The organism is Rhodothermales bacterium (assembly GCA_034439735.1).
Classification (GTDB): Bacteria; Bacteroidota; Rhodothermia; order Rhodothermales; family JAHQVL01; genus JAWKNW01.
Window position 1 is genome coordinate 13,100 of sequence record JAWXAX010000019.1, and the last position, 23,281, is coordinate 36,380.

Sequence of the window (23,281 nt, forward strand, 5' to 3'; positions counted from 1 at the left end):
CGCAAACGTGAGGAAAGCGCGTACCACGAGGCACGATGTAACAGAGGACATAATCGCCTAATGCCGGTTTGCCGTCAAAACGGGGTGCAACAAAAAGGTGGGGTTTGGTTCGAGTAAGCGGTCTGGCGGAAGGAATATTTATGTGATGGGCAAGTAATTCCGTGCTCGGTCTGGCACGTCACCAGTGGATCGATCAGGTTTATGGATGGGCTAGAATGGTTGATCGCCGGCGTGGCTGCCGGCGTAGGTGTTTGGATAGGCCTCTTTCTGGGCGGAAGACGGGTCATTACCCCCGCGCCGCCATCGACGGCGCCCGTGGAGGACGACCCGGCCGTGGCCCTGTACGCCCTGGCCGAAGGTCTCGAAGCCTTCGTGCACCGCTCGGCGCATCCACGCGACCTCCTCACACACCAACCTTTCCTGGAAGGCGTCGAACGACTTACCGTGACTTCGTTTGACGATGAATCATTGCTGGGTTATGCATTGGGAGAGAACCTCCCCATTTCCTGCATGGCCTTCGAGGCGCTCGCGCGCCGGCCGGCCGACCCGTCGATCGCCGACCGTCTGCTCCTTCAGCTCGAGCGGATCTATCTGTGGCCCCTCTTTTTTGCCCTCCGCGCGCTGAGTGCCCATGTCGGGCCGGCCGGCATCGGCCGGCTCGTCGCCTCCGGGCAGGAGTGGTGGACTCAGCAGCCTCAGGTACTGGAATTTTTGAGAGGGTGGATCGAGGAGCGGCTCGCCGCGGGCGAAGCGCCGGCGTTCCATGGAGCGCTGGACCTCGTCGACGACGAGCAGATGGATGGGATCGAGGCGGTGCTGGCGGCGCTCAAAATCGACCGGCTGGGGCCGATGGTGGCGGAGGCGCGCGCCTGGCGCGAAGTCCGCATCGACCGCGACGCCCTGGCCCGCATCGGCGCCGTTTGGGCCGAGCCGCCGTCGGACGACACGATCCCGCATGACGCCCTGACGCGGCTGCGCCATCTGGCGCTGGAAGCGCTCCGACAGGAGCGGCCCCGGTCGGTGCTGCTTGTGGGGGAACCAGGCGTGGGGAAGTCGACCCTTATCCGTGCCATCGCGGGTCAACTGTACGCGGAGGGGTGGACGATTTTTGAAGCCGGCGCCATGGAGGTGGTGGCCGGCCAGATGTACATCGGGCAACTCGAGGAGCGCATGCAGGAGCTGATTCGCAACCTCGCCGGCAGACGGCGGGTGTTGTGGATGGTGGGCAATGCGCACGACCTCATTTTCGCCGGCTGGCACCGCGACAATCCACGCAGTGTACTGGACATGATTGCCCCGTACATCGAAAAAGGCGATATCACGGTGATCGGAGAGGTCGAGCCGGCCGCCTACGAGCGGATCGTGCAAGTCCGACCCCACCTGCGCGCCGGCCTCAAGACGGTCACCGTCGATCCCCTCGACGATGCCGGCACGCTCGCTCTCGCCCGTGCGTGGTGCGTAAAACGCAACGCCGCGCTGTCGGACTACGCGCTACAGGAAGCCTTTCAGATGGCTCGAAACTACCTGGACCGGTCCGCCGCCCCCGGCCATCTCCTCGCGTTTCTGCATCTCGCGCTTGCCGCTCACGCCGCCACGGGACGGACAGATCCGCCGGCCGTCGACGACATGATCGCTACCTTATCGGACCTGACGGGTCTCCCGGTGTCGTTGCTGAACGATCGGGATCGGCTGGATCTCGGCGCGTTGCGGGAAACCTTCGAGAAGTCCGTCCTGGGGCAACCCGAAGCGGTCGACTGCCTCGTCGAGCGTGTCGCCATGCTCAAGGCCGGCCTCTGCGACCCCACCCGGCCGGCGGGCGTCTTCCTCTTCGTCGGCCCGACGGGCACGGGCAAGACGGAGATCGCCAAAACCCTGGCGACGTTTCTGTTTGGAGCGCCGGAGCGGATGATCCGGCTCGACATGAGCGAATTCATGACGGAGGACTCCCTGCTCCGGCTCCTGGGCGAGGCGGAGCGCGGGTCGGACGCCGTGGCCCTGGTCAACCAGATCCGAAAACAGCCGTTTTCGGTTGTCCTGCTGGATGAGTTCGAGAAGGCGCACCCGAGCGTGTGGGACCTCTTCCTGCAGGTGTTCGACGACGGCCGGCTTACGGACCGGCGCGGCCAGACGGCCGATTTTCGCCACGCCATCATCATACTGACGTCCAACCTGGGCGCGGCCGTGCCGGCCGGCGCCGGCGTGGGTTTCGGTGGCGAAAAACGGGTTTTTTCAGCGGAAAGCGTCCGCCGCGCCGCGCAACAGACGTTCCGCCCCGAATTCCTGAACCGCCTCGACCGGGTCGTCGTCTTCCGTCCGCTCAGCCGGGTAATCGCGCGGGACATCCTCCAGAAAGAGCTGCGCGATGTGCTCACGCGGCGCGGGTTCAGAAGTCGCGAGTGGGCGGTTGAGTGGGAGGAGTCTGCCCTCGATTTTTTACTCGAGAAGGGGTTCAGCGACGAGCTGGGCGCCCGGCCGCTCAAACGAGCCATCGAGCGCTACGTGCTTTCGCCGCTGGCGCTCACGATCGTCAATCACCAGTTTCCGGAGGGCGACCAGTTTCTATTCATCCGTAGCCGGGGCGATGGGTTGGATGTGGAGTTCATCGACCCGGACCAGCCCGACCCCGAACCGCCCGCGACCCGCTCGGGCAAATCGGCCGGCCAGAAATTCTCCCTGGAGCCGCTCGTGCTCGAGCCGGCGGGCACCCGGGCGGAAGTCGATGGCCTGTTCGATCGCTACGAAGCCCTGGAAGATCGGATCGATTCCAATGCCTGGGTCCAGGACAAAGCGGAGGCGCTGGCCCGCACGGCCGATCCGGCCTTCTGGGGCTGGGAGGGCCGGTTCGAGGTCCTGGCCAGGGTGGAATTCATGGACCGGATCGAACGCGCCATGGGGACGGCCGATGCGCTGCTCGGCCGGCTCGGCGGGGATGGGAAAGAGGATCGCGCCGCGTATTCACCCGTGTTGGTGCAACGGCTCGCGCAGCGCCTGTATGTGCTGGAGCAGGCCCTGGGGCAGGAGGCGACCGGCCGGCCGCGCGACGCGTTCTTGCGGATCGAGGCGCGCGGGGCTGAAGCAAACGTTTTCGCGCGCACACTGGCCGCGATGTATGTCGCCTGGGCCGAAAAACGCCAGATGCGCCACGTAGTGCTTCAGCCACTGGCCGAAGTCCCGACAGCCGAAGGGCGGTTTACCCTCGCGGTCGCCGGCTTCGGGGCGTATGTTATCCTCGCCAGAGAAGAAGGCTGGCATGTGTGGGAAGCCCCGCGCGAAGGCAAGACCTTCACGCGCGTCAAAGTCCGGGTACGGGTGGAGCCACAGCCCCTGGCCGTGGCGGATACCGTCGCAGGGCTGCGGACCCAGGCCGACCAGGGGTTCCTCGGGATAAAAGCCTCCGAACGGTCGCCCGCCGACACGATCGTTCGACGCTACCGGGAGGCGCCGTCACCCCTGGTTCGGGATAGCCGCGGCGCCTGGCGCACCGGCCGGCTGGATCGGGTACTCGCCGGCGATTTCGACGTGATGGGCGGGTTGTAGGGGCGCACGACCGTGCGCCCCTTGATACCAACCCGAGATTTTTGCGAGCACGCACGGCCGTGCGCCCCTACGGCTTCGTCAGCGCCGTCAGGAACGACACCGGATCGCCATTTTGTGAACGGACAACGCGTACGAGGAAGGATTCGCCGGCCTTGATGTCCCGGTAGATCCGCAGGAATTCGCTTCGAGAGTCCACCGGTTTGCGATCCACCTCGGTGATGATATCTCCGCGGCGCAATTCGGCGCTTCGGAACGCCTGGCTGCTCTCGTTGATGCCGGTGATCACGACGCCCGTAATCTCCTGTTGTTCGAGCCCCAGACTCTGGAGGATCTCATCGGACACGTCCCGCAGGTTTGTCAACCCGAGCGCTTCGACGCCGGATTCGGCTTCGCGTTCGGCGTCGGGCCGGTTGTTGGCGACAGCCTCCTCATCGGGGCGCTCGCCGAGGGTAACGTCCACCGTACGTTTCTGGCCGGTTTCCTGATTGATGACACCCAGGCTGACCGATTCCCCCGGCTGTTTGTTGCCGATCGTCGTGCGCAGCTGGTTGGCGTCCAGCAGGTCCTGGCCATTGACGGAGACGATGATTTCGTTCTGCTTCAGGCCGGCCTTTTCGGCGGCGCTGCCATCCGTCACGCGTGTAATCTGAGCCGCGCCACGGGGGACATCGAGCAGGTTCGAAAGCGCCTCGCTGACGCCGTCAAAGTTGACCCCCAGCATGCCGCGGCGGACACTGCCGTGTTCGATCAGCTGGTCGGCCACGTTCTGCACGACATCCACCGGGATCGCGAAGCCGATGCCCTGATTCCCGCCGGAGCGAGAAAAGATGGCGGAATTGATCCCGATGAGCCGGCCCTGGAGATCCACCAGCGGTCCGCCCGAGTTCCCCGGGTTGATCGCCGCATCGGTCTGGATAAAGCTCGCATACACGTTGAGCTGCGAGATCTCGTTACTCGTCCGCCCCAGCGCGCTCACGATGCCGGCTGTTACCGTGTTGCCCAGATCCTCGCTCAGCGGCGAGCCAATGGCCATCACCCACTGCCCGACGCGCAGCCGATCTACGTCGCCAAAGGATACATGAGGCATATTGGCGCTTTCGATCTTGATGACCGCCAGATCGCTTAGGGGGTCCGCACCGATAACGGTGGCATCGAAGAATCGGCCATCGGAGAGGCGGACCTTGAGCTCGTCGGCTCCATTGATCACGTGGTTGTTAGTGATGATGTAGCCATCCGCACGAATCAACACGCCGGATCCGAGCCCGTCGGATCGGAACTCTTGCTGCGGGCTGTCGCCGCCGCCTCCGAAGGGATTAAAGAACTCCTCAAACGGCGTCCCTTCCAGCATCTGTTGCTGGCTGACCACCTTTTCCGATCGGACCTGTACGACCGTCGGAGTGACGCTTTCCGCCACCAGGGTGAACGCTTCCTCCAACGCCAGCGCAGGCGCAACTCGCTCCCGGTCAATGGCGGTCGTTCCACCCTCCTGGCCGGCTGTCGAAGCGGCGTGGGTATTCGTCGTAATCGCTTCGTCCGAGAACAGATTCGAACCGGCAGTCATGAAGAAAATGCCCCCCAGGAACGACGCGATAACAAATAACGCGATAGGAATCGTTCGTTTCACACTCATGTTCTAACCTCTTGGCTTATCTGAGTCATTACGCAGACGATCTGTCACCTTTACAAGCAGGTTCACCAACCGTGGGGGCGCCCATGCGCCAATCTGTCAGTCAGACCCGGTGAACCCGGTGTCAGTCGGGGAATGAAAAAAGTATGCCGCGGCGCGGGTTCGTAGCGTAAACGCGGGGGGCCAGGGGTTTAGTATGGCTCGCTGCGGAAGCCTCAACCGGGGATCCCGGGCTCGGTCATGTCGCGGACGTTGAGGTAACGGTCGAGCGTTTCGTCGGACAACAGCCCCATTTCTCTGGCGACGGTGCGGACGGATTTCCGCTCGCGGGCGGCGGTCTTAGCGACGGTGGCGGCCTTGTCGTAGCCGATGGCAGCGTTGAGGGCGGTGGCGATGGATGGGTTCAGTTCGAGCAGCTCGCGGCAGCGGTCGCGGTCCGCCTCGATGCCTTCGAGGCAGTTGGTGCGGAAGGCATCGCACGCGCCGGCGAGAATCATGATGCTCTCCAACATGGCGTGCGCCATCACCGGCATCATCACGTTGAGCTCGAAGTTGCCATGCTGGCCTCCGACGGTGATCGTGGTGTGGTTGCCCATCACGCGGGCGCAGACCATCATCAGGGCCTCGCTCATCACCGGGTTCACCTTGCCGGGCATGATGGACGAGCCGGGCTGGATGGAGGGGAGGCGGATCTCGGCCAGGCCGCTCGTCGGGCCGCTGGACATGTGGCGGAGGTCGTTCGCGATCTTCATCAGGGAGACAGCCACCGTATTCAGCGCGCCGGCGGCCATCACGAAGGCGTCCTTGGCGGCCTGGGCCTCGAAGTGGTCTTCCGCCTCGCGGAACGTCAACCCAGTCGCTTCTCCGATCAGGTCGATGGTCTTGCCCGGGAAGTCGGGATGGCAGTTGATGCCGGTGCCCGTGGCCGTCCCGCCGAGCGCCAACTCGGCCAGTTCACCGGACGCGTACTCCAGCCGGCGGATGCCGTGTTGGATCTGCGAGGCGTAGCCGGCAAACTCCTGGCCCAGCCGCACCGGCGTCGCGTCCATCAGGTGCGTGCGACCGCTCTTGAGCACATCGTCGAACGCCACCGCTTTGGCGGTCAGCGCTTCGTGGAAGCGCTGCAGCGCCGGCACCAGCTCCCGCGCGAGCGCTATCCGCGCCGAGACGTGCATCACCGTCGGGATCACGTCGTTGGACGACTGCGACATGTTCACGTGGTCGTTCGGGTGGATCGCCTTACTCCCGCGCCCCCCGCCGACTTGCTCTGAGGCGACGTTCGCGATCACCTCGTTCGCGTTCATGTTGGTCGACGTCCCACTCCCCGTCTGGAAGATGTCCAGCACGAACTGGTCGTCGAACCGGCCCTCGATCACCGGCTGGCAGGCCGCGATGATGGCCTCGGCCTTGCCGGCGTCCAGCAGTCCCAGCGCCTGGTTCGCGCGCGCCGACGCCTGCTTGACAATGCCCAGTGCCTCGATAAACAGGCGGGGAAAGCGGATGCCGCTGATCGGGAAATTTTCGGCGGCACGCTGAGTCTGTGCGCCATACAGCGCGTCGGCGGGCACCTTTACCTCGCCGAGCGAGTCCTTTTCGATGCGATATTCTGACATAAGAAACGAAGTCGGAATGGTGTTTTCGTGGTTGCCGGACGTATACTCGGCCAGCGCAGACAAGTTTATCGGTTCACGCTTCAAAGTTTGAGGATCAAGGTTTGTATGGAAGTGATCGCCACCGTGCCGGAAATGCAGCGCAGGGCGGATACCCAACGGGCCGCCGGCCGCCGGCTTGCGCTTGTGCCCACCATGGGCGCCCTCCACGAGGGGCACCTCTCGCTCGTCCGGAAAGCCCGCGAGGTGGCGGACGACGTGGCGGTGTCGATCTACGTCAATCCCACCCAGTTTGTCGCGGGGGAGGACCTGGACAAATACCCCCGCCCGGTCGATGAAGACCTCCTCAAACTTCGCGCGTCGGGCGCGGACGCGGTATTCCTGCCGGCGGACCGTGCGATGTACCCCGACCCCACGCACGGGCAACTCACCTGGGTGACGACCGACCACCTCGGCCGTCACCTCTGCGGCCGCTACCGCGACGGCCATTTTCGGGGGGTGACAACGGTGGTGACCAAGTTGGTCAATGCCTGCCGGCCGCACGTGGCGCTCTTCGGCCTCAAGGACGCCCAGCAGTTTGTCATCCTGAAGCGAATGTTCTTCGATCTGAATACCGGCGTCGACATCCTGGGCGTACCCACCTACCGCGAGGCCGACGGGCTGGCGGCTTCGTCGCGCAACATCTACCTCTCGCCGGCCGAACGCGCCCAGGCGCCTATCCTCCATCGGGCGATTCAGGAAGCCGAGGCGGCGATTCAGGCCGGCGCCGCGGATGCCGCGGCCGTGCGCGAGGTGCTCGCCAGCCGGATCGCTGAAGCCCCCGATGCGCGGGTGCAATACGCCGAAATCGTCGACACTGACGCGCTACAGCCTGTGGAAACGATCGCTCGAGGGCAGGAAGTGCTGGTGGCTGTGGCTGTGTTTTTTGGTAAAACGCGGTTGATCGACAACGCCTTCATTGTCGCACAGGGCTGACAGGCTGGCGTCTCCGGCGGATGGGGCGGTTTTTTTATCCGGCAAGCCCTACATTGGGTCCGCGACCACGTCGCCCACCACCACGGAGATACAGCGTCCACCCCACGGTTCGCCTCCGCAAGCTCTCCCCACCCACTTTTCGATACGCGCACGCATGCAGGGTTATTCGTTCATGCCGTCGATCCCGTTCTGCCGGCTTCTTGTGTTGATCGCCAGCCTCTTCTCCATTCCCGATGTCGCCGCGCAGGCGCTATATCCAGCCCGCATAGGGGACGCGTACGGCTTCATCAACGCGTCAGGCGATGTGGTCATCCAGCCGAGATACGATCTGGCGAGCGATTTTCAGGATGGCCGGGCGCCCGTCCAGCTGGGCGGCTTCTGGGGGTTTATCGATACAGAAGGGCAGATCGTCGTCGAGACCATGTACGAAAAGGTGTTTCCGTACTCGGAAGGATTCGCACGGGTGTCGAGCCGCGGTCAGTGGCTCTTTATCGATGAGGCCGGCGAACCCCTTACAAAGCAGAGGTACCTGGCGAACCTCGATTTCTCCGATGGCGTCGCGCCGATCCTTCGCAAGCGGAAGGCCAAGCCCCAGTGGGGATACCTCGGGGTGGATGGGGTTGAACGCATCATTCCCCGATTCCAGAGCGCGCTGAGTTATTCGGAAGGGCTGGCGCCGGTCGAAGAACGCCGGCAGGTGGTATTCGTGAAAACCGGTTCGCGCTGGGGGTATATCGATACGGCCGGAGTCTACGTCATCGAGCCGCGCTTCGACGCGGCGAAGGCTTTCTCGGAAGGCCTGGGCCTGGTGCACGTCGATGGAAGTTATGCCTTTATCGATCGCAGCGGGGCCATCCTGTTTACAGCGCCGTACGGCCAGGTGTTTAGCTACGTCGGCGGATTCTCGCGTGTCTACCAGGAAGGTCTGTGGGGCTTCCTGGACAAACAAGGCGAGCTGGCAGTGGACGTACAGTTCGATTTCGCCAACGACTTCTCGGAAGGCCTCGCGCTGGTCCGCTACGGCAACCTGTGGGGCTTCATCGGGCCGGATGGCGTCTACGCCATCCAGCCCCGCTTCAGCCGGGCCTGGAGCTTCGTCAGCGGCCTGGCCCGAGTACAGATCGAAGGGGAAACCGCCTACATCGACAAAACCGGCGTCGTGGTCTGGCCGAAATGAGCCCTGCCCTCGGGGTTCAGCACACCCTCAATGCCTGCCGTTTGGCGGCACAGGCTGTGTTTCCGCGTGGCGCTCGTAGGCGTCGATGATGTCCTTCACGAGACGATGGCGAAGGACATCCGTCCGATTGAAGTGGACGAACGCGATGCCATCGACTCCTTCCAGGATACGCTGGGCCTGGACAAGTCCGCTCTGTTCCAGGCTGGGCAGATCGGTCTGCGTCACATCCCCCGTGATGATCGCCCGGCTGTTGGCGCCCAGCCGCGTCAGAAACATCTTCATCTGCTGACGCGTGGCGTTTTGTGCCTCATCCAGGATCACAAATGCCGAGTTGAGGGTGCGCCCGCGCATGTACGCCAGCGGCACGATCTCGACGATGTGTTGCTCCAAGTAATTGGCGAGCTTGTCGTGCGAGAGCATATCCTCGAGGGCGTCGTACAGAGGGCGGAGGTAAGGATCCACCTTGTCCCGGAAATCGCCGGGCAGGAAGCCGAGGCGTTCGCCGGCTTCGACGGCAGGCCGGCATAACACGATGCGTTTCACCTGACGCGTCTTGAGCGCCGCGACGGCGAGGGCGACGGCCGTATAGGTCTTACCCGTGCCGGCAGGCCCGACGGCAAACACAAGGTCGTTGTCCCGCGCCACAGCCACCAGCTTGCGCTGATTCGCGGTCTTGGCTTTGACTACGCCGCCGTTTGGCGTAAAGAGCACGACATCCTCGGCGAGCGTGTCCGCCGGCAGGGAGGACCCCCCGCTTGTAGACACAGCCAGAACGGTCTCGACATCGTTGTCAGTGAGTTGCTTGTTCCTGTTCAGCACGAGAACGAGTTCGTTCAAAACACGCTCGACATGGTCTACATCGCTCGTAGCACCGCGCATCATCACCTGGTTGCCCCGCGCGGTAATTTGGGTGCTGGGAAAGGCCGCTTCAATCTTTCTCAGGTGGGTGTCGTTGAAGCCGTACAGCAACAACGGCTCGACACGGTCGATAATCAGTTTTTTTTCAGTCAAATTGACGATTGGCGAAACGTTAGGTAAAGGGAGACAATAACCGGCTCTGAAGTACAAGCGCCTCGTTAAAGGTGTCTTGTTATCCTTGCCGTATCACAAGCTGGGTCGTGTAACGCACCGCGATGTAACCGACAGCATGCGCGCACGCCGCTCGCAGAGCCTGGCTCCACCCATTAACTGGCCGGGTGGATATCTGGTTTCTGCATGGCCTACGGCACGAGCCGGCACAATGTTCACGACCCCTCCACAATACGCCACCCGCACTCAGCGATCAACAGTATGACGTCCCCACGCGCGCTTGTCCTGGAGTTTACCAAAATGAACGGCGCCGGCAATGATTTTATCGTGATCGATAATCGGTTTTATTATTTCAACGCCGAGGAATTGTCCAATCTCGCCCGTCGCTTCTGCCCGCGACGCACCGGGGTGGGGGCGGATGGCCTCCTGGCGTTTTCGACTCCCGAAGGGCCGGAGGCGCATTTCAGGATGCGGTACTACAACGCCGACGGCAGTCTGGGGACGATGTGCGGCAACGGCGCCCGGTGCCTCGTGCGGTTCGCGCGTCTGGCCGGGATGATGGACGAGACGCTGGTGTTCGAGTCCGACGCCGGCGTCTACCGTGCCGTCGCGGGGCCGGCCGCGTCGGATCCCGTCCGCCTCTTCGTGCGCCCGCCCGAGCGCTTCTCCCGGGCCATCCGGCTGGCGTCCGAGAGCGCGCGGAGCGCCGGCGCCTGCCATTTCATCTGGACAGGGACGGAGCACGCGGTGTGTTTCGTGGACGAGGTGACGCATGCTCCCGTGGAGCGGTGGGGCCCGGCCGTACGAAAAGACCCGGCCCTGCAGCCGGCGGGCGCCAACGTGAACTTCGTCCAGGTTGACGACCGCGGCGGGGCGGGCCATCCCGCCCGGATCACCGTCCGCACCCACGAAAAAGGGGTGGAGGCGGAAACCCTGGCATGCGGCACGGGCGCCATGGCCTCTGCCGTCGTGGCGCGCCTCGAAACGCGTATCGATACCGACGAGGTGGAGGTGACGATGCCGGGCGGGGTGCTCCGGGTGGGGTTTCAACTGGAGGCCAGCGAGGTGCGGGACCTGTACCTGGAAGGGCCGGCGGATGTGGTCTATCGCGGCACGCTGGAGGTGTGACGCGTCAATCGCCGGCGTCGAACCGGCGCAGAAAGGCCCTGGAGAGCTCGAAAACGGCCTCGAAGTCGTCCCACTCGAGCGTCTCCGGCACGTCGTCCACGCTGTGGTAGGGCTGGGTGCCGCGGTTGGTATAGAGGAAGAACCCGGGCACGCCGGCCATCAGGAAGGGGTAGTGATCACTGTTGGGCGCATTAGGCCGTTTGCCGATCCGTCCGACGTTGCCCGAAGCGTCCCCCGTGGAGGCGGACGCCGTAAGCAGCGCAAAGGCATCCGGGAAATCGGCGCCGCCCACGGCCATCACGCCGTCCTGCCCCGAGGCCACCATGTCCATGTTGAGCAGAAAGTCGATCGAAGTGAGCGGGACGGGGGGCTCCGCCGCCATCACGCGGGAGCCGATCAATCCCTGTTCCTCGCCGGAAAAGGCCACGAAGAGGAGGGAGCGACGCAACGGCTCTCGCGCGAAATGGCGCGCCAGACTCAGTATCATGGCCACGCCGCTCGCATTGTCGTTGGCGCCAGGAAAGTACACCTGAGGACCGAGTTGGCCGACATGATCGAAATGCGCTGTCACGAGGAGGTACCGATCGGGTAGCTCTGTCCCGGGCAAAAAGGCGACGACGTTGTGCGTCTCGGTGGGCACATCCTGAGCGGTCGTGAGGGTATAAGCGACATCACGCGATCCTTCGATTCCCACTTCGGGCCAGTAGCCGCGCTGGATGAGGAAGCCGGGAATGGAGGTGTTCTGCGGAAAGGGACCGTGGGATAAGGTCTCGCTCAGGAAGAAGACGGCGCGCGCGCCCATGGCGGCCGCGGCCTCCACACGGTAGAGCAGGGTGCGGGCCGCCGGCGGCATCCCCTCGGGCGCCGGCGTGGGGAGTGCTTCTTCCAACACCACGATAGCGCCGGCGGCATCCACCCCCGCATAGTCGTTGATGCCGGCCTCTGGGGCGTAGAGCCCGGCGCCGGCTCGCACCAGTCGGGCGTCGCCCGCATACGAAGCCGAGGGGCTGGAGGCGATGGGTAAAAAGCCGCGGCCCGGTGGGATCGACCGCCCGTTCAGGTGCAACTCAGGCGTCCCACGAACGAGGTCGACCGTGAAGGTAAACGGCTGCCGGTAGCCGGCGCCGGTGGGCTGCAGGCCGGCCTCGCGAAACGCCGACTCGATGTAGGCGGCGGCGCGGAGGTGGCCATCACCCTCATACCCGCGGCCCGCCATCACCGGGGACGCCAGGGTATCCACATCGCGCATGGCGGCATCCAGCCACGACTGGGCGTTCGCCGTGTGGGCCATCAGCACGAGCGCCAGGAGCAGGATCCGCCTCATGGGGTTTCGGCGGAGTAGACGATCCGGCCGCCCTCTACTCGCAGGGCTTCGACCCACTTTTGAGCCGGGTTGCCCGTCCAGATGCGGGCTTTCACGACGGCGTAGGACGCGGGCTCCCGTTGTGGAGCGGCGGAAGAGCAGGCGGCGAGGAGGAGAAGCAGGAGGGTAAATCTGGACATGGCGAAGGGTTTGAGGATTAAGGTTCGAGGTTCAAGGGGCAGTACCTTAAACCTCGAACCTTAATCCTTAAACCCTTTTACTGTAGAAAGAGCCGGCGGCGGTCTTCGATATCCGCCTGGTCGCGGAGTGCGGTCAGCCATTCGGTGGTGACCTGCTGACGGCGCTGCATGAGCAGTTCGTTGCGCAGGCGTTCGCGTTCGGCTTCCGAGATGGCCGGCGGGACCACGACTTCCGTGGCCTGTACGATGAAGGCTGCGTTGGCGCCCCGGGTCACTTCCGATACCTTTCCCTGGTCCATGGCAAGCACAAGGCCTTTAAACGCGAGGTCGTTGCCCAGTTCGCTGACGGCGCGTGTCGCATAGGTGACCAGCGACGCCACGCGGTGCGTGGTGTTGAGCGGGCCGGCGGCGCCTTCGAAGCCGTGTTGCGATACGGCATCCGACAGTTTCTGGAACTGGATATCCTCTTTCCGAGCCAGCCGGGCGCGGGGTTCGATTTCGGCCTTTACCTCATCAAACGAGCGGTAGCCTTCAGGCAGGATATCGACGAGCTGCGCGAGGACGAAGCTGTTGTCTAGTTCGACGACTTCGCTGTACGCTTCGAGCCGGCCGGCTTCCATGAGGTTGTGCAGCATCCGGCTGTTGCCGAGACCGGGGATGCAGGCCTGGTCTTTCTGAACCTGCACCTCGCTGACCGTCAGGCCGCGGCTTTCCGCTTCAACGGCGAAGTCACCGCTTTCGGTGGCAAAATACAGCAAGTCGTCCAGGCGTTCGACGATAGCGGTTTCAGTGTCGATGCTCGGGGTGACGCGCTGGGCATATACGGCCAGCCGCACATCCTGCTCGCTGCGCTGGGTGACCTCGATGAGGTGGAGCCCGAAAGACGTCTCGACGGGGCCGACCACCTGGCCGACAGTGGCGGCGAAGACCGCGTTTTCGAAGGGCTCGACCATGGCGCCGCGACCGAACCAGCCGAGATCGCCGCCGGCGTTCGAGTTCGAGTTGTCGCTGCTGAAGAGCCGGGCCATCGTCGCGAAGTCTTCCCCATTGCGGATGCGATCCCGCACTTCGATGGCTTGCTGACGGGTTGCCGCATTGGCGGCATCGTCTGCGCCGGAGGTGCGGAAGAGGATGTGGCGGGCGCGGACGACGGTTTCTTCGCTCGGGGCCGTCTCCTGGATCTTGATGATCCGATACGAATCGCCCACGAGCAGCGGCCCGACGATGCGGCCGGGCGTGAGGTCATCATACACCAGCGCGGAGACCTCTTTTTCTAGATCGTCCGCTTTGAAGAAGGCGCTTGTATAGGGCAGGTCGGAGACATGACGGGCGAGGAAGAGCGAGTCGTCTTCGGCTGCCGCAAAGGTCGTCTTGAGCTGCTCGAGCTCGGTCAGGATCGCGAGGGTGTCTTCCTTCGAAGGGGCCCGTGGGATGCTCACGTACTTGAGCGTATAGGCCTGCTTGCGTTTGAATTCCTCGCGGTTGGCGTCGTAGAAGCTGCGGATATCACGATCGGCGAAGGCGATCGAGTCATCTGGCACCGCGGCGTAACGTAGGGCGAGGTAGCGGGCGTTCACCTTGCGGTTGCGGCGCTGATACTCTTCCTCTACATCCTGGTTGGAGATATGGACGGTGGCTTCCATCAACTTCTGCAGCTTCTCACGCCGGCGCACGTCGCGCAGCTGCTCCTCGAACACGATCCAGCTCTGGCTGGCCTCCACATCTTCCAGATAGCTGCGGATCAGGTTGCGGTCCACGCCGCCCTGGCCGTCGCTGAAGGCCGGCGTGCTGGCGACCATCGGATGCGGGTTGTCGCCCAGCACCAGGTCGTACAGCTCTTCGTCGGTCACGGTGATCCCGAGCCGGTCCATCTCCTTCTCGATCAGCAGGCCGTCCACAAGCTGATTGTAGACCATGTCCCGCGTATTATCCAGCATCTGGGGCGACATGCTTTCCCCGTTGCTGCGCTGGTAGCTATCGAGCTGGTTGTTGAGCACGTTGCTGTATTGCTCGTAACTGATCACCTCGCCGTCCACGACGATGATGTCAGTCCCGGCCGTCCCGACGACGTCGAACATTCCGGTATCTTGCAACATCCACAACACACCGAATGAGATGACGAGGAAGTACAACACATACTTCGTGTTCTCCCTCATTTTGTTCATCATTCCCATAAAATACGCTTGCCGCTAAGGATTGGTCGCGAACAGGGCCTGCTGCCGGTACCGTCCCGGTGCACGGCCTGAACCGCGTGCTGGATGGCCGCTACGTGGGGTGAAACAATCTTCCGGCTCCTCGCCGCACAGGGGTGGCGACAAGGGGGCCGTTTAGTAGCGTCGAATTTCGAGCGGGCTACTACTACGCGACTGCCGTTTTGTTCGAAAGCGGCCGGCGAAGCCCTGAAGAATTGGTGCGAAGCATCCGCCGAGGCTCCGGGAGGCTCAGCTTACGAGCGACTTGCTGTTGGCGAGGTGGTTACGGAGCGTGGCGAGCACCTTACCCAGGATCTGCGAGATGCGGGCTTCGGTGAGGCTGAGCAGCTCTGCGATTTCACGCAACGTGAGGCTTTCGAAGTAATACAGGGCGAGGATCGTCTGTTCGCGTTCGGGGAGTTCTTTGATGAGCGTGCTGAGGTAGGCATGGAGCGATGCCTTCTCGATCCGGTCGAAGGCGATCATGGCATCGTCGTTGGGGAGCGTCTCCACGACGGTTTGTTCGCCCTCGCTGCTGGCGGTGTCGTAGAGCGAGAGCGCGAAGCGGCACTGGGCGTCGGTGAGGAGGGTATGGTAGTCGGGCAAGGTGAGCCCGAGGTACTCGGCCACCTCATGATCGTGTGGTTCGGCGCCGAGGGATTGGCGCAGGGTTTCGACGGCCTGTTGGGCTTCGGCGAGCTGGCGCCGGCGTTCGCGGGGCAGGGCGTCGATGGAGCGGAGATAGTCCACCAGCGCCCCCCGGATGCGGCCATAGGCATAGGAAACGAAAGGGGTGCCGCGCTCGGGGTCATACCCGTCCAGCGCCTGGAGCAGCCCCAGCAGGCCGACATTTTCCAGGTCCTCTCGCGAGGCCAGTGGATGATCGGGGATGCTGAGCCGGCCAACGAGTGAACGGACCAGGGGGATCGCGGCGATCACGACGGCTTCCCGATTCTTTGGAGTCGGCGCGGCGGCATGGAGTGCGGCGAGGCTTTGAAGGTCGTGCGTCATGGGGACGTATACGGATATCGGCGGCGAGAAAAGGGCAGTGGGCTCAGCGTGTCACGGGTCGGACGGATGCGGCTCATCGCTCGCTCACGGTCTCGGAGGACACTCTGGCGTCTTCGGTCTGTGCAGTTGCCGGGATCGAGAGGAGGATGCGCTGGATGAGGCTACCGCCGATCGTGAGGATCAAATACACCAGGGCGCCCAGGCCCACGCTCACGAAGAGGGTGCGTTCTATCGAAGCGTTGTTCCAGATCAGATTCAAGAAACTGACCACGCCGACGAGGCCGCTGAGTTGGATGAAAAGGGCTTGCATCGTTCGTAGGATAGACGAGAAGGTGATGTGCTGGAAAAAGACAAGATGTGTGCCAGCGGATGAGGGATGCATGTGGCGAATGTGTCACGCCGCCGGCGTCCCACGCGTTCAGTTGAAGCTGATCGGCTCGAGCGCTAGCTGCCGCCCCTTCACGAGGTTGTGGCACATGGTGCGAAAGGCTTCTTGAACCGGGCCGGGCGTGCGTACGGCCGGCTCCTGGACGGACACCGAGCGTCGGATGAGCGGGGAAAAAGGTACCCAACCCAAGTAATTAGTTGCCCGGCCGGTGAAGTGACGCGTCACCTTCCCAAATCGATCGGCGACGCTGGTGGCGTCCTCCTCGGAGTCGGCGAAGTTGACGACCGCGCACATCGGATAGTCCGGGTCGAATTCCCAGATCATCCGCGCCAGCCGGTAGGCGTCGGAGATGGCGGTGGGCTCGCCCACGAGGACGAGCATGCCCACGTCGGCGCGGTCCATGGCCCAGCGCACGGCGCCTTCGGTGCCGGCGGGGGCGTCCAGAATGATGAAGGCGTGGTCCTGCCGGAGCTCGTGAATGAGTTCGTCCAGCGCGTCGAACAGCCGGCCCTCGCGGGTCTCGGTTCGCCCCGCCTCGGCGGCGCCCATGATCAAGGTGATGCCGGCGGCGGTGCGATGAAGCACCTGCTCCTTCCGGGTGGTCTTGCGGACGAGGTCGATGACGCTCCCGGCCGGCTGCTCGTTGAGCAGCAGCGCACACGCTCCCTGGCCGAGGTCTACATCGATCAGCGCCACCTGATGCCCCTCGGCCGCGAGGGTCTCCGCGAGGTTGACGCTGACGATGCTTTTGCCGACCCCGCCTTTCCCGCTGGCGACGGCGATAATCGTTGAAGTACGTTTCATGAATTGCTATTAAATACTGGCGTTACGCCGGGTCTGCGAGGAGACGCAACGTTTTGCGTCTCTACGGTTTGGAAACCGGCGTTTTTACCCGTTTCTGGCCGCCGCTGCGTAACGTCATTTAAATACCTGGAACCTGCAACCTGGAACCTGCAACCTACATCAGCTGCATCATCTCCTCGACAAACCAGCTCGGCGAAAACGCGCCGACCCCATCTGGGATGCGCGGGCTCGAGGAGGCGAACTGAACGGGAAGTTGGATCTGGATCATCCATTCGGCGATGCGGCCCCAGCTCCGTGTCTCGTCGAGGTGCGTGAGCGCCACGGCGTCCGGCTGGAGGGGCATCCGCTTGAGGTAGTCGGGGTCGAAGTCCTCCAGCGCCCGCGTGGCGTTGAGCACCAGATGCACTTGAAGCGGCATCAGCGGCTCGACGAGCCGTTTGAGGTGCTGGAGCGTCTTACGGGCGGCGGCTTCGTGGACCGGCAGCGGGGGGGTGTCGATGAGTACTTTTTCGAAGGTCTGGGCGCGGTCCAGGGCCTGGATCATCTCCTCGGGAGTGCGCACGCTCTGGACGGGAATGCCGAACTGCCGAAAGTAGTCGGTCGGGTTGAGGTACGGCAGGGCGCGGTCGTCCTCCGGCATGATCGAGATCACCGTCGTGTGATGCCGGCCAAAAAAGCTGGGATGTTTGGCCAGTTTGAGCAGGGTCGTGGTCTTGCCGGCGCCGCTCGGCCCGATCATCATCAGGGGGCCGTTGTACCGCTTGGAGACGGTGGGCTCGAGCGCGAGGCGAATCTCCTGGGCGAGCGCCCAGCGGACCTTCTCTCGATCCCCATCGGGCTCGTACCCGCGGGTGATGAGCGCGTCGAACAGGCGGGTCACGGTGGAGGGGCGCATGCCCTGGCGGAGCAGCTTCGCGTAATACACGTTGGCCATCCAGCGTTGGCCGGCGCCGATGATCGAGCTCTCGAAGCGCCGATCCAGCATATCCAGCCGTTCGTGCAGGACACGGAGCTGGGCCTCGAGCAACTCTTCGAGCCGCTCGGGCAGCGTGGGCACGAGGGCCTGCGCCGGCTGCGGCATGTTCGACCCCGAGGGCATCGTGCCGGTATAGAGCCGGTTGCGCCCGGCGGCTGGACCGCCGCCCGTGGCGGGCACGACGGCTCGCTGTTCGGCGGGTGGGCGGGTCGTCGGCGGTAGATCGTAGGAGAATAACCCGGCGTCGGATGTCGCTGCGCCTCCGGCATGGGCGTGCTGCGGCTGTTCGACGGCGCGCGGCCGGGGCTGTGTCCGGTTCTGTGTCCGGTTCTGTGTCCGAGCGTAGCCATACCCCGCCGCCGCGGGTTCGGCGAGCGGTTTCGCCGGCGTCTGCTGAGGCAGCCTACGGCCGGCGTTCAGATTGGCCGGCACATCGACCATCACAGTGATGCGCGCCGGGGTGTCGCCCTCGGCGGGAATGGATTCGAGAAGCACCACGTCGTCGCCCAGCAACCGACGCGCTTCGATCAGCGCCGCATGGATGCTGGTGCCGGTGAGTGTTTTGACTTTCATGTACGGCGAAATCCTAATGTGGAAAAAAGACTAGCGTAGTGAAATGACCGGTCGGTACCCGCCAGACGGGATCAGGCCAGTTGCTTCAATTTGAGTGGCTCGATGACCTCTACCGAGATGCTGGGGATCAGGTCGTTGTACGACAATACCGTGATGTCCGCCAGCATGGGCGAGAGGAAGTTGAACAGCGTGGCGCGAAGCACGGGCGACGTGAGGAGCACCGGCGCGCGGGCGTTACTGATAAGCTTTTTGGTCAGCCGATCGGCCTCTTTGACGAGGCGTTCCATCTCGGCCTGTTGCAGCCCGAGCGTGCTCGGATTTAGCTCGCCCTGTTGGGCCTTTTCGAGCAACAGTTGTTCCAATTCGGGGGCCAGCACGATCGCGTGGAGCGTACCGTCCGTGCCGGCGTATTGCCGGCTGATCGTCGCCGACAACGCCGCGCGGGCGTATTCGGTGAGCACATCGATGTTTTTGGTGAGTGTTGCGTGGTCCGCCAGCGATTCGAGGATCGTGACGAGGTCCCGGATGGGCACCGTTTCCTGCAACAACCGCTTCAAGACTTTCTGGATGGCGCCCACGGACAGCAGGTTGGGCGACAACTCTTCCACCAGTGCCGGCGCCGTTTCGGAAACCTTGTCCACCAGCTTCTTCACCTCCTGCCGGTCGAGCAACCGGTAGGCGTTTTTGCGGAGTACCTCCAGCAGGTGCGTGGTGATCACGGCCGGCCCCTCGACCACCGTCAGCCCGAGGCGTTCGGCCTCCGGCAGGTTGCGTTCGGCGATCCACAGGGCCGGGAGCCCGAACGTGGGGTCCTTGACCTTGATGCCGGACGGCGGGTTCTTGATGTCGTCGGGCAACAGCGCGAGGTAATACCCCGGCATGATCTCGCCTTCGCCGATCGGGTTGCCGCGCAGCTTGATGGCGTACTGGTTGGCGCCCATGCTGACGTTGTCGCGGATGCGCACGGGCGGGATGACGATGCCCAGCTCGAGCGCCAGCTGCTGACGCAGCATCCGCACCCGGTCCAGCAAGTCGCCCTGTTGATTGGGGTCGACGATCGAGATGAGCGCGTAGCCTATTTCGAGTTCGAGCGGATCCACAAGCAACAGGTCGGTCGCGGTATCGGGCATCTCGCTCGGCGCCGGCGCGCCGGCCAGCGTGGCGTGCTCGTCGGCGCTGCGGAGATCCTCGACGATCCGGTGGCGGCCCAGGAGCACCATGGCGCCGGCCAGCAGCCAGAACGGCAACAACGGCAGGCCGGGGACGAGGCCGAGCGCGGCCAGAAACAGACCGGTGATGAGGATCGGATGGGGCTTGTTGAAGAGCTGTGTCTTGAACTCACTTGCCCAGTTCGAGGCGTTGCTGGCGCGGGAGACGATGAGACCGGCCGATGTCGAGATGAGCAGCGAGGGGATCTGGGCGACGAGGCCGTCGCCGATCGAAAGCAGCACGAAGGTCTCGGCGGCATCGGTAAAGGACATGCCCTGTTGGAGCATGCCGACGATCAGGCCGCCGACGATGTTGATTGCGGTGATGATCAGACCGGCGACCGCGTCGCCGCGGACGAACTTGCTCGCGCCGTCCATCGCGCCGTAGAAGTCGGCCTCGCGGGAGACCTCCTCGCGCCGCTGCCGGGCCTCGGTTTCGTCGATCAGGCCGGCGTTTAACTCGGCGTCGATCGCCATCTGCTTGCCGGGCATGGCGTCCAGGGTGAAGCGTGCGCCCACCTCCGCGATACGGCCCGAGCCTTTTGTGATGACGACGAAGTTGATGATCACCAACACCAGGAAGATGATCGCGCCGACGACGTAGTTGCCCGCGACGACGAACTGGCCGAAGGCGGTGATCAGCTGGCCGGCCTCGCCCTCGCTCAGGATGAGGCGGGTGGAGGCGACGTTCAGCGACAGCCGGAAGAGCGTCGTCATCAACAACAAGCCCGGGAAGATCGCGAATTCCAGCGGCCGGACGGCGTAAAACGCCGTGAGCAAGATGCCAATGCTCAGGGCGATGTTCGTCGCGAGCAGCATGTCCAACACGAAGCCCGGCAAGGGCACGACCATCACGAACAGAATCATGATCATCGTGACGGCCATCAGGCCTTCGCCGTTGAACAGCTTGAATGCCGGCGGTGCCTCGAGGGTGGGCGAGCCGGAAGGAAGTAGACGTGCCACGGGGATTGGAGTTGTCGGCGAGCGGCGTGCGCCCGGCGTGCGTTAGAGAGGCGTTGTCATCCTGCTTTCGGGACGCCGCCCTTACGCTTCCGGTAGATGGAAGCGAGGATCGTCGCGACGGCCGGGTACAGGTCCTCGGGTATGATGTGTTCTTCTGGAACGCTGCGATACAAAGCGCGGGCCAACGGCGGCTCTTCGATCACCGGGATGCCCTCAGCGATGGCCAGGTCGCGGATGCGGAGCGCCCGTTTGCGGATCCCCTTCACGAGCACCTGCGGCGCCGGCGCCACGCCGGGGTCGTACCGGAGCGCCACCGCGTAGTGCGTCGGGTTCGTGATCACCACATCCGCCTTGCTCACGGCGTGGTCCAGCCGCGGCCGGCGTAGCAGTTTCATGGCCAGCTTGTAGCGCTGCTTCTTGACCTTCGGATCCCCCTCGGATTGCTTCCGCTCGTCCTTCACTTCCTGCTTGGACATCTTCAGGTTCTCCTTGAATTTGAACCGCTCGTAGGCGACATCGATTATGCTCAGCACGACGAGCATCGAGATGATCTTAAAAAACAGGCCCATGATCCAGACAGCCGCCGCGCTGAAGATGGCCGGCAGCGGCAGGGTGTGTAGTAACAGAATATGGGGAAACAGGCCTTCGATGTGGAAGTAGGCGATCGGGCCGACGATGGCAATTTTGAGGAACGACTTGAAGAAGTTGAAAAGCCCGGTCTTCGAGAAGATGCGCTTCGCGCCGTTGATGATGCTGACCTTCTTTAATTTTGGGGCCAGCGGCTTGGCGGTAAAGTTCCATCCGGATTGGGCGATGTTGAGTACGACCCCCGTCGCCATCAGGATGAGTAGGAACGGGAGAATGATCGCGCCTGTACGCAGGATCAAATCGCGAAAGAGGCTCTGGACCGAGGCGCTGTCCAGGCTCGTCTGGCTGGACGCAAAAAGCAGGTCGGACATGATATTCTGCATCCGCTCGAAGCCCCAGCCGGCGCCGCCTGCAAGCACGCTGATGCCGATCAGCAACATGCCGACCGACAGCACCTCCTGCGACTTGAAGACCTGGCCCTGGCTGCGGGAGTCGGACTTCCGTTTTGATGTGGGGTCCTCTGTGCGTTCGTCTTTTTCTGCCATCGTCGGAAGACCTGGATAAGGAAGCGTCGTGAGCCGGCGAACCGGAAAAAATGCATCTCGTGCCAAACCCTTTTTTCCGGCTTGGCGTGACGCGTCATCTGCCGCGTGTCAAGCCTTATCGGGGAGCGATGGCCTCGATCATAGCGGACATGTCCTCCACCATCTGCACGAAGAGCTCGGGGACGATGGGGAGGAAATGCTGGACGTAGAAAAAGGTGATCGCGAGGCCGACCAGCAGCTTGAGCGAAAGGCTCAGGGAGAAGATCTCGGTCTGCGGAGCCACGCGGGCGAAGATCCCCAGCGTCATGTCCACCAGGAAGATGGTGAGCATAAACGGCGCCGCGAGCCGCAGCGCCGTCACAAACAGATCGCCCGTCCACGACATCATCACCGGGCCGGCCAGGTGCAAGTCCGCGCCGGCGAGCGGCACCACGTAGAAGGACGCATTTAGCGCCCTGATCACCTGATGATGCCCGTCCAGGATCAGGAAAAGCAGTAGGGTGAGCATCGTCAACAGGTTGCTGATCGGGTTCGACGCCTGGCCATCCGCCGGGCTGATGACCTGCGAGATGCTGAACGCCATCTGAAAGCCGATGAAGTCGCCGGCAAACCGGATCGCAAAAAAGATGAACCGCGCCGCGAGCCCGAGCACCGCCCCCGTAAGCGCCTCCACGATCACGTAATACGCGAGCGCGATAGGCACCGTCGGCGTCAGCCCCTCGGGCATCGGCACGATGCCGGCCAGACCGTACGCCATCGTGATGGCGAGCATCACTTTCACCCGCACCGGTATAAACGGCTGCTCGAAAAAGGGCGAAGCCATGAGCAAGCCGGCGATCCGTACGAACACCAGGAAGATGTACAGCAGGTAATGCGGATCGAGGATGGACAAAATGGCGATTAGCGATTAGCGATTAACGGCCACAAACGGGTAATAATGCCGGTTTAAAAAACCGTGGAGACGCAACACATTGCGTCTCCATGCAAGCCCCCCGTACCATCGATTAGTACCGTGAAACAAGTCCGTGCATGATTGTGACGATTGTCACCGCGAGACCTGGGGGATGAATTGCATTACATGCGTCGTGAAGTCGGTCAGCATCTCCAGCATCCAGGGCGCCAGTAACAGCAGCACGACGGCGATGGCGAGGATCTTCGGGATGAACGAGAGGGTCATCTCCTGGATCGAGGTCATGGCCTGAAACAGGCTTACCAGTAGCCCCACGACGAGCGCCGTGCCCAGCAAGGGCGCGATGATCATCAAAGCGGTACGGATAGCCTCCTGCACCCAGAATAGCGCGACGTCGGTGTTCATCTGGTTGGTTTAATATTCAAGGTTTAATGTTCAACCGTTCACTTTTCACTTTTCACTTTTCACTTTTCACTTTTCACTTTTCACTTTTCACTTTTCACTTTTCACTTTTCACTTTTCACTTTTCACTTTTCA

18 protein-coding genes are annotated in these 23,281 nt (G+C 63.2%); 4 read left to right on the top strand and 14 right to left on the bottom strand.

Going from position 1 to position 23,281, the window contains the following annotated elements; translation table 11 throughout:
• The first annotated feature begins 201 nt into the window (after positions 1 to 201).
• Positions 202 to 3,537: an AAA family ATPase gene (locus tag SH809_00950; protein ID MDZ4698244.1), complete on the top strand. Its 3,336-nt coding sequence runs from the start codon at positions 202 to 204 to the stop codon at positions 3,535 to 3,537.
• A gap of 67 nt (positions 3,538 to 3,604) precedes the next feature.
• Here the strand turns inward: SH809_00950 and SH809_00955 are convergent, their stop codons facing one another.
• Together SH809_00955 and SH809_00960 are read right to left on the bottom strand one after the other, a co-directional pair.
• On the bottom strand, positions 3,605 to 5,167 hold the full coding sequence (locus SH809_00955; protein ID MDZ4698245.1) for a Do family serine endopeptidase: 1,563 nt from the start codon (positions 5,165 to 5,167) through the stop codon (positions 3,605 to 3,607).
• A gap of 212 nt (positions 5,168 to 5,379) precedes the next feature.
• On the bottom strand, positions 5,380 to 6,777 hold the full coding sequence (locus tag SH809_00960) for a class II fumarate hydratase (GenBank protein MDZ4698246.1): 1,398 nt from the start codon (positions 6,775 to 6,777) through the stop codon (positions 5,380 to 5,382).
• Between the two features lie 105 nt (positions 6,778 to 6,882).
• Here SH809_00960 and panC point away from each other — a divergent pair, with 105 nt between their 5' ends.
• Positions 6,883 to 7,749 carry a pantoate--beta-alanine ligase gene (panC, locus tag SH809_00965; protein ID MDZ4698247.1) on the top strand — a complete coding sequence of 289 codons (867 nt, stop codon included), beginning with the start codon at positions 6,883 to 6,885 and terminating at the stop codon, positions 7,747 to 7,749.
• 154 nt (positions 7,750 to 7,903) lie between these two features.
• Complete coding sequence (locus SH809_00970; GenBank protein ID MDZ4698248.1) at positions 7,904 to 8,926, top strand: WG repeat-containing protein; 1,023 nt, start codon at positions 7,904 to 7,906, stop codon at positions 8,924 to 8,926.
• Positions 8,927 to 8,953: 27 nt separating this feature from the next.
• Here SH809_00970 and SH809_00975 read toward each other — a convergent pair whose 3' ends face one another.
• Entirely contained in the window at positions 8,954 to 9,937 is a 984-nt protein-coding gene (locus tag SH809_00975; GenBank protein MDZ4698249.1) for a PhoH family protein, read from the bottom strand.
• Between the two features lie 279 nt (positions 9,938 to 10,216).
• Here SH809_00975 and dapF point away from each other — a divergent pair, with 279 nt between their 5' ends.
• Positions 10,217 to 11,083: a diaminopimelate epimerase gene (dapF, locus tag SH809_00980; protein MDZ4698250.1), complete on the top strand. Its 867-nt coding sequence runs from the start codon at positions 10,217 to 10,219 to the stop codon at positions 11,081 to 11,083.
• 4 nt (positions 11,084 to 11,087) lie between these two features.
• On the opposite strand, the gene SH809_00985 is transcribed toward dapF, so the two are convergent.
• The 11 genes from SH809_00985 to fliQ all read right to left on the bottom strand — a co-directional run bounded on the left by SH809_00985 (position 11,088) and on the right by fliQ (position 23,149).
• A complete protein-coding gene (locus SH809_00985; protein ID MDZ4698251.1) occupies positions 11,088 to 12,407 on the bottom strand; it encodes a M28 family peptidase in 1,320 nt (439 codons plus the stop codon).
• Complete coding sequence (locus tag SH809_00990; GenBank protein ID MDZ4698252.1) at positions 12,404 to 12,586, bottom strand: hypothetical protein; 183 nt, start codon at positions 12,584 to 12,586, stop codon at positions 12,404 to 12,406. Before SH809_00990 ends, SH809_00985 begins: the two co-directional genes overlap by 4 nt.
• 77 nt (positions 12,587 to 12,663) lie before the next feature.
• Positions 12,664 to 14,754 carry a peptidylprolyl isomerase gene (locus SH809_00995; protein ID MDZ4698253.1) on the bottom strand — a complete coding sequence of 697 codons (2,091 nt, stop codon included), beginning with the start codon at positions 14,752 to 14,754 and terminating at the stop codon, positions 12,664 to 12,666.
• A gap of 273 nt (positions 14,755 to 15,027) precedes the next feature.
• Positions 15,028 to 15,789, bottom strand: coding sequence for a FliA/WhiG family RNA polymerase sigma factor (locus tag SH809_01000; GenBank protein ID MDZ4698254.1), 762 nt, complete (start codon positions 15,787 to 15,789; stop codon positions 15,028 to 15,030).
• Positions 15,790 to 15,862: 73 nt separating this feature from the next.
• Positions 15,863 to 16,099 (bottom strand): hypothetical protein, encoded by a 237-nt coding sequence (locus SH809_01005; GenBank protein MDZ4698255.1) that lies wholly within the window; start codon positions 16,097 to 16,099, stop codon positions 15,863 to 15,865.
• A 108-nt stretch (positions 16,100 to 16,207) separates the two neighbouring features.
• On the bottom strand, positions 16,208 to 16,981 hold the full coding sequence (locus SH809_01010) for a P-loop NTPase (GenBank protein MDZ4698256.1): 774 nt from the start codon (positions 16,979 to 16,981) through the stop codon (positions 16,208 to 16,210).
• Between the two features lie 154 nt (positions 16,982 to 17,135).
• Complete coding sequence (locus SH809_01015) at positions 17,136 to 18,530, bottom strand: flagellar biosynthesis protein FlhF (GenBank protein ID MDZ4698257.1); 1,395 nt, start codon at positions 18,528 to 18,530, stop codon at positions 17,136 to 17,138.
• Between the two features lie 71 nt (positions 18,531 to 18,601).
• Positions 18,602 to 20,701, bottom strand: a complete 2,100-nt coding sequence (gene flhA / locus SH809_01020; GenBank protein ID MDZ4698258.1) for a flagellar biosynthesis protein FlhA — start codon at positions 20,699 to 20,701, stop codon at positions 18,602 to 18,604.
• Positions 20,702 to 20,757: 56 nt separating this feature from the next.
• Positions 20,758 to 21,834, bottom strand: coding sequence for a flagellar biosynthesis protein FlhB (flhB, locus tag SH809_01025; protein MDZ4698259.1), 1,077 nt, complete (start codon positions 21,832 to 21,834; stop codon positions 20,758 to 20,760).
• A 115-nt stretch (positions 21,835 to 21,949) separates the two neighbouring features.
• Positions 21,950 to 22,726: a flagellar biosynthetic protein FliR gene (gene fliR / locus SH809_01030; GenBank protein MDZ4698260.1), complete on the bottom strand. Its 777-nt coding sequence runs from the start codon at positions 22,724 to 22,726 to the stop codon at positions 21,950 to 21,952.
• Positions 22,727 to 22,879: 153 nt separating this feature from the next.
• Entirely contained in the window at positions 22,880 to 23,149 is a 270-nt protein-coding gene (gene fliQ / locus SH809_01035) for a flagellar biosynthesis protein FliQ (GenBank protein MDZ4698261.1), read from the bottom strand.
• Positions 23,150 to 23,281 lie beyond the last annotated feature (132 nt).

What these genes read in the sequence shown, in the direction of transcription:
- SH809_01000 (MDZ4698254.1), bottom strand. Translation starts at nt 15,789, where the DNA reads ATGACGCACGACCTTCAAAGCCTCGCCGCACTCCATGCCGCCGCGCCG.
- dapF (MDZ4698250.1), top strand. Translation starts at nt 10,217, where the DNA reads ATGACGTCCCCACGCGCGCTTGTCCTGGAGTTTACCAAAATGAACGGC.
- panC (MDZ4698247.1), top strand. Translation starts at nt 6,883, where the DNA reads ATGGAAGTGATCGCCACCGTGCCGGAAATGCAGCGCAGGGCGGATACC.
- SH809_00985 (MDZ4698251.1), bottom strand. Translation starts at nt 12,407, where the DNA reads ATGAGGCGGATCCTGCTCCTGGCGCTCGTGCTGATGGCCCACACGGCG.
- fliQ (MDZ4698261.1), bottom strand. Translation starts at nt 23,149, where the DNA reads ATGAACACCGACGTCGCGCTATTCTGGGTGCAGGAGGCTATCCGTACC.
- SH809_01010 (MDZ4698256.1), bottom strand. Translation starts at nt 16,981, where the DNA reads ATGAAACGTACTTCAACGATTATCGCCGTCGCCAGCGGGAAAGGCGGG.
- SH809_00950 (MDZ4698244.1), top strand. Translation starts at nt 202, where the DNA reads ATGGATGGGCTAGAATGGTTGATCGCCGGCGTGGCTGCCGGCGTAGGT.
- SH809_00960 (MDZ4698246.1), bottom strand. Translation starts at nt 6,777, where the DNA reads ATGTCAGAATATCGCATCGAAAAGGACTCGCTCGGCGAGGTAAAGGTG.
- flhB (MDZ4698259.1), bottom strand. Translation starts at nt 21,834, where the DNA reads ATGGCAGAAAAAGACGAACGCACAGAGGACCCCACATCAAAACGGAAG.
- SH809_00970 (MDZ4698248.1), top strand. Translation starts at nt 7,904, where the DNA reads ATGCAGGGTTATTCGTTCATGCCGTCGATCCCGTTCTGCCGGCTTCTT.
- SH809_00995 (MDZ4698253.1), bottom strand. Translation starts at nt 14,754, where the DNA reads ATGATGAACAAAATGAGGGAGAACACGAAGTATGTGTTGTACTTCCTC.
- SH809_01015 (MDZ4698257.1), bottom strand. Translation starts at nt 18,530, where the DNA reads ATGAAAGTCAAAACACTCACCGGCACCAGCATCCATGCGGCGCTGATC.
- SH809_01005 (MDZ4698255.1), bottom strand. Translation starts at nt 16,099, where the DNA reads ATGCAAGCCCTTTTCATCCAACTCAGCGGCCTCGTCGGCGTGGTCAGT.
- SH809_00990 (MDZ4698252.1), bottom strand. Translation starts at nt 12,586, where the DNA reads ATGTCCAGATTTACCCTCCTGCTTCTCCTCCTCGCCGCCTGCTCTTCC.
- SH809_00955 (MDZ4698245.1), bottom strand. Translation starts at nt 5,167, where the DNA reads ATGAGTGTGAAACGAACGATTCCTATCGCGTTATTTGTTATCGCGTCG.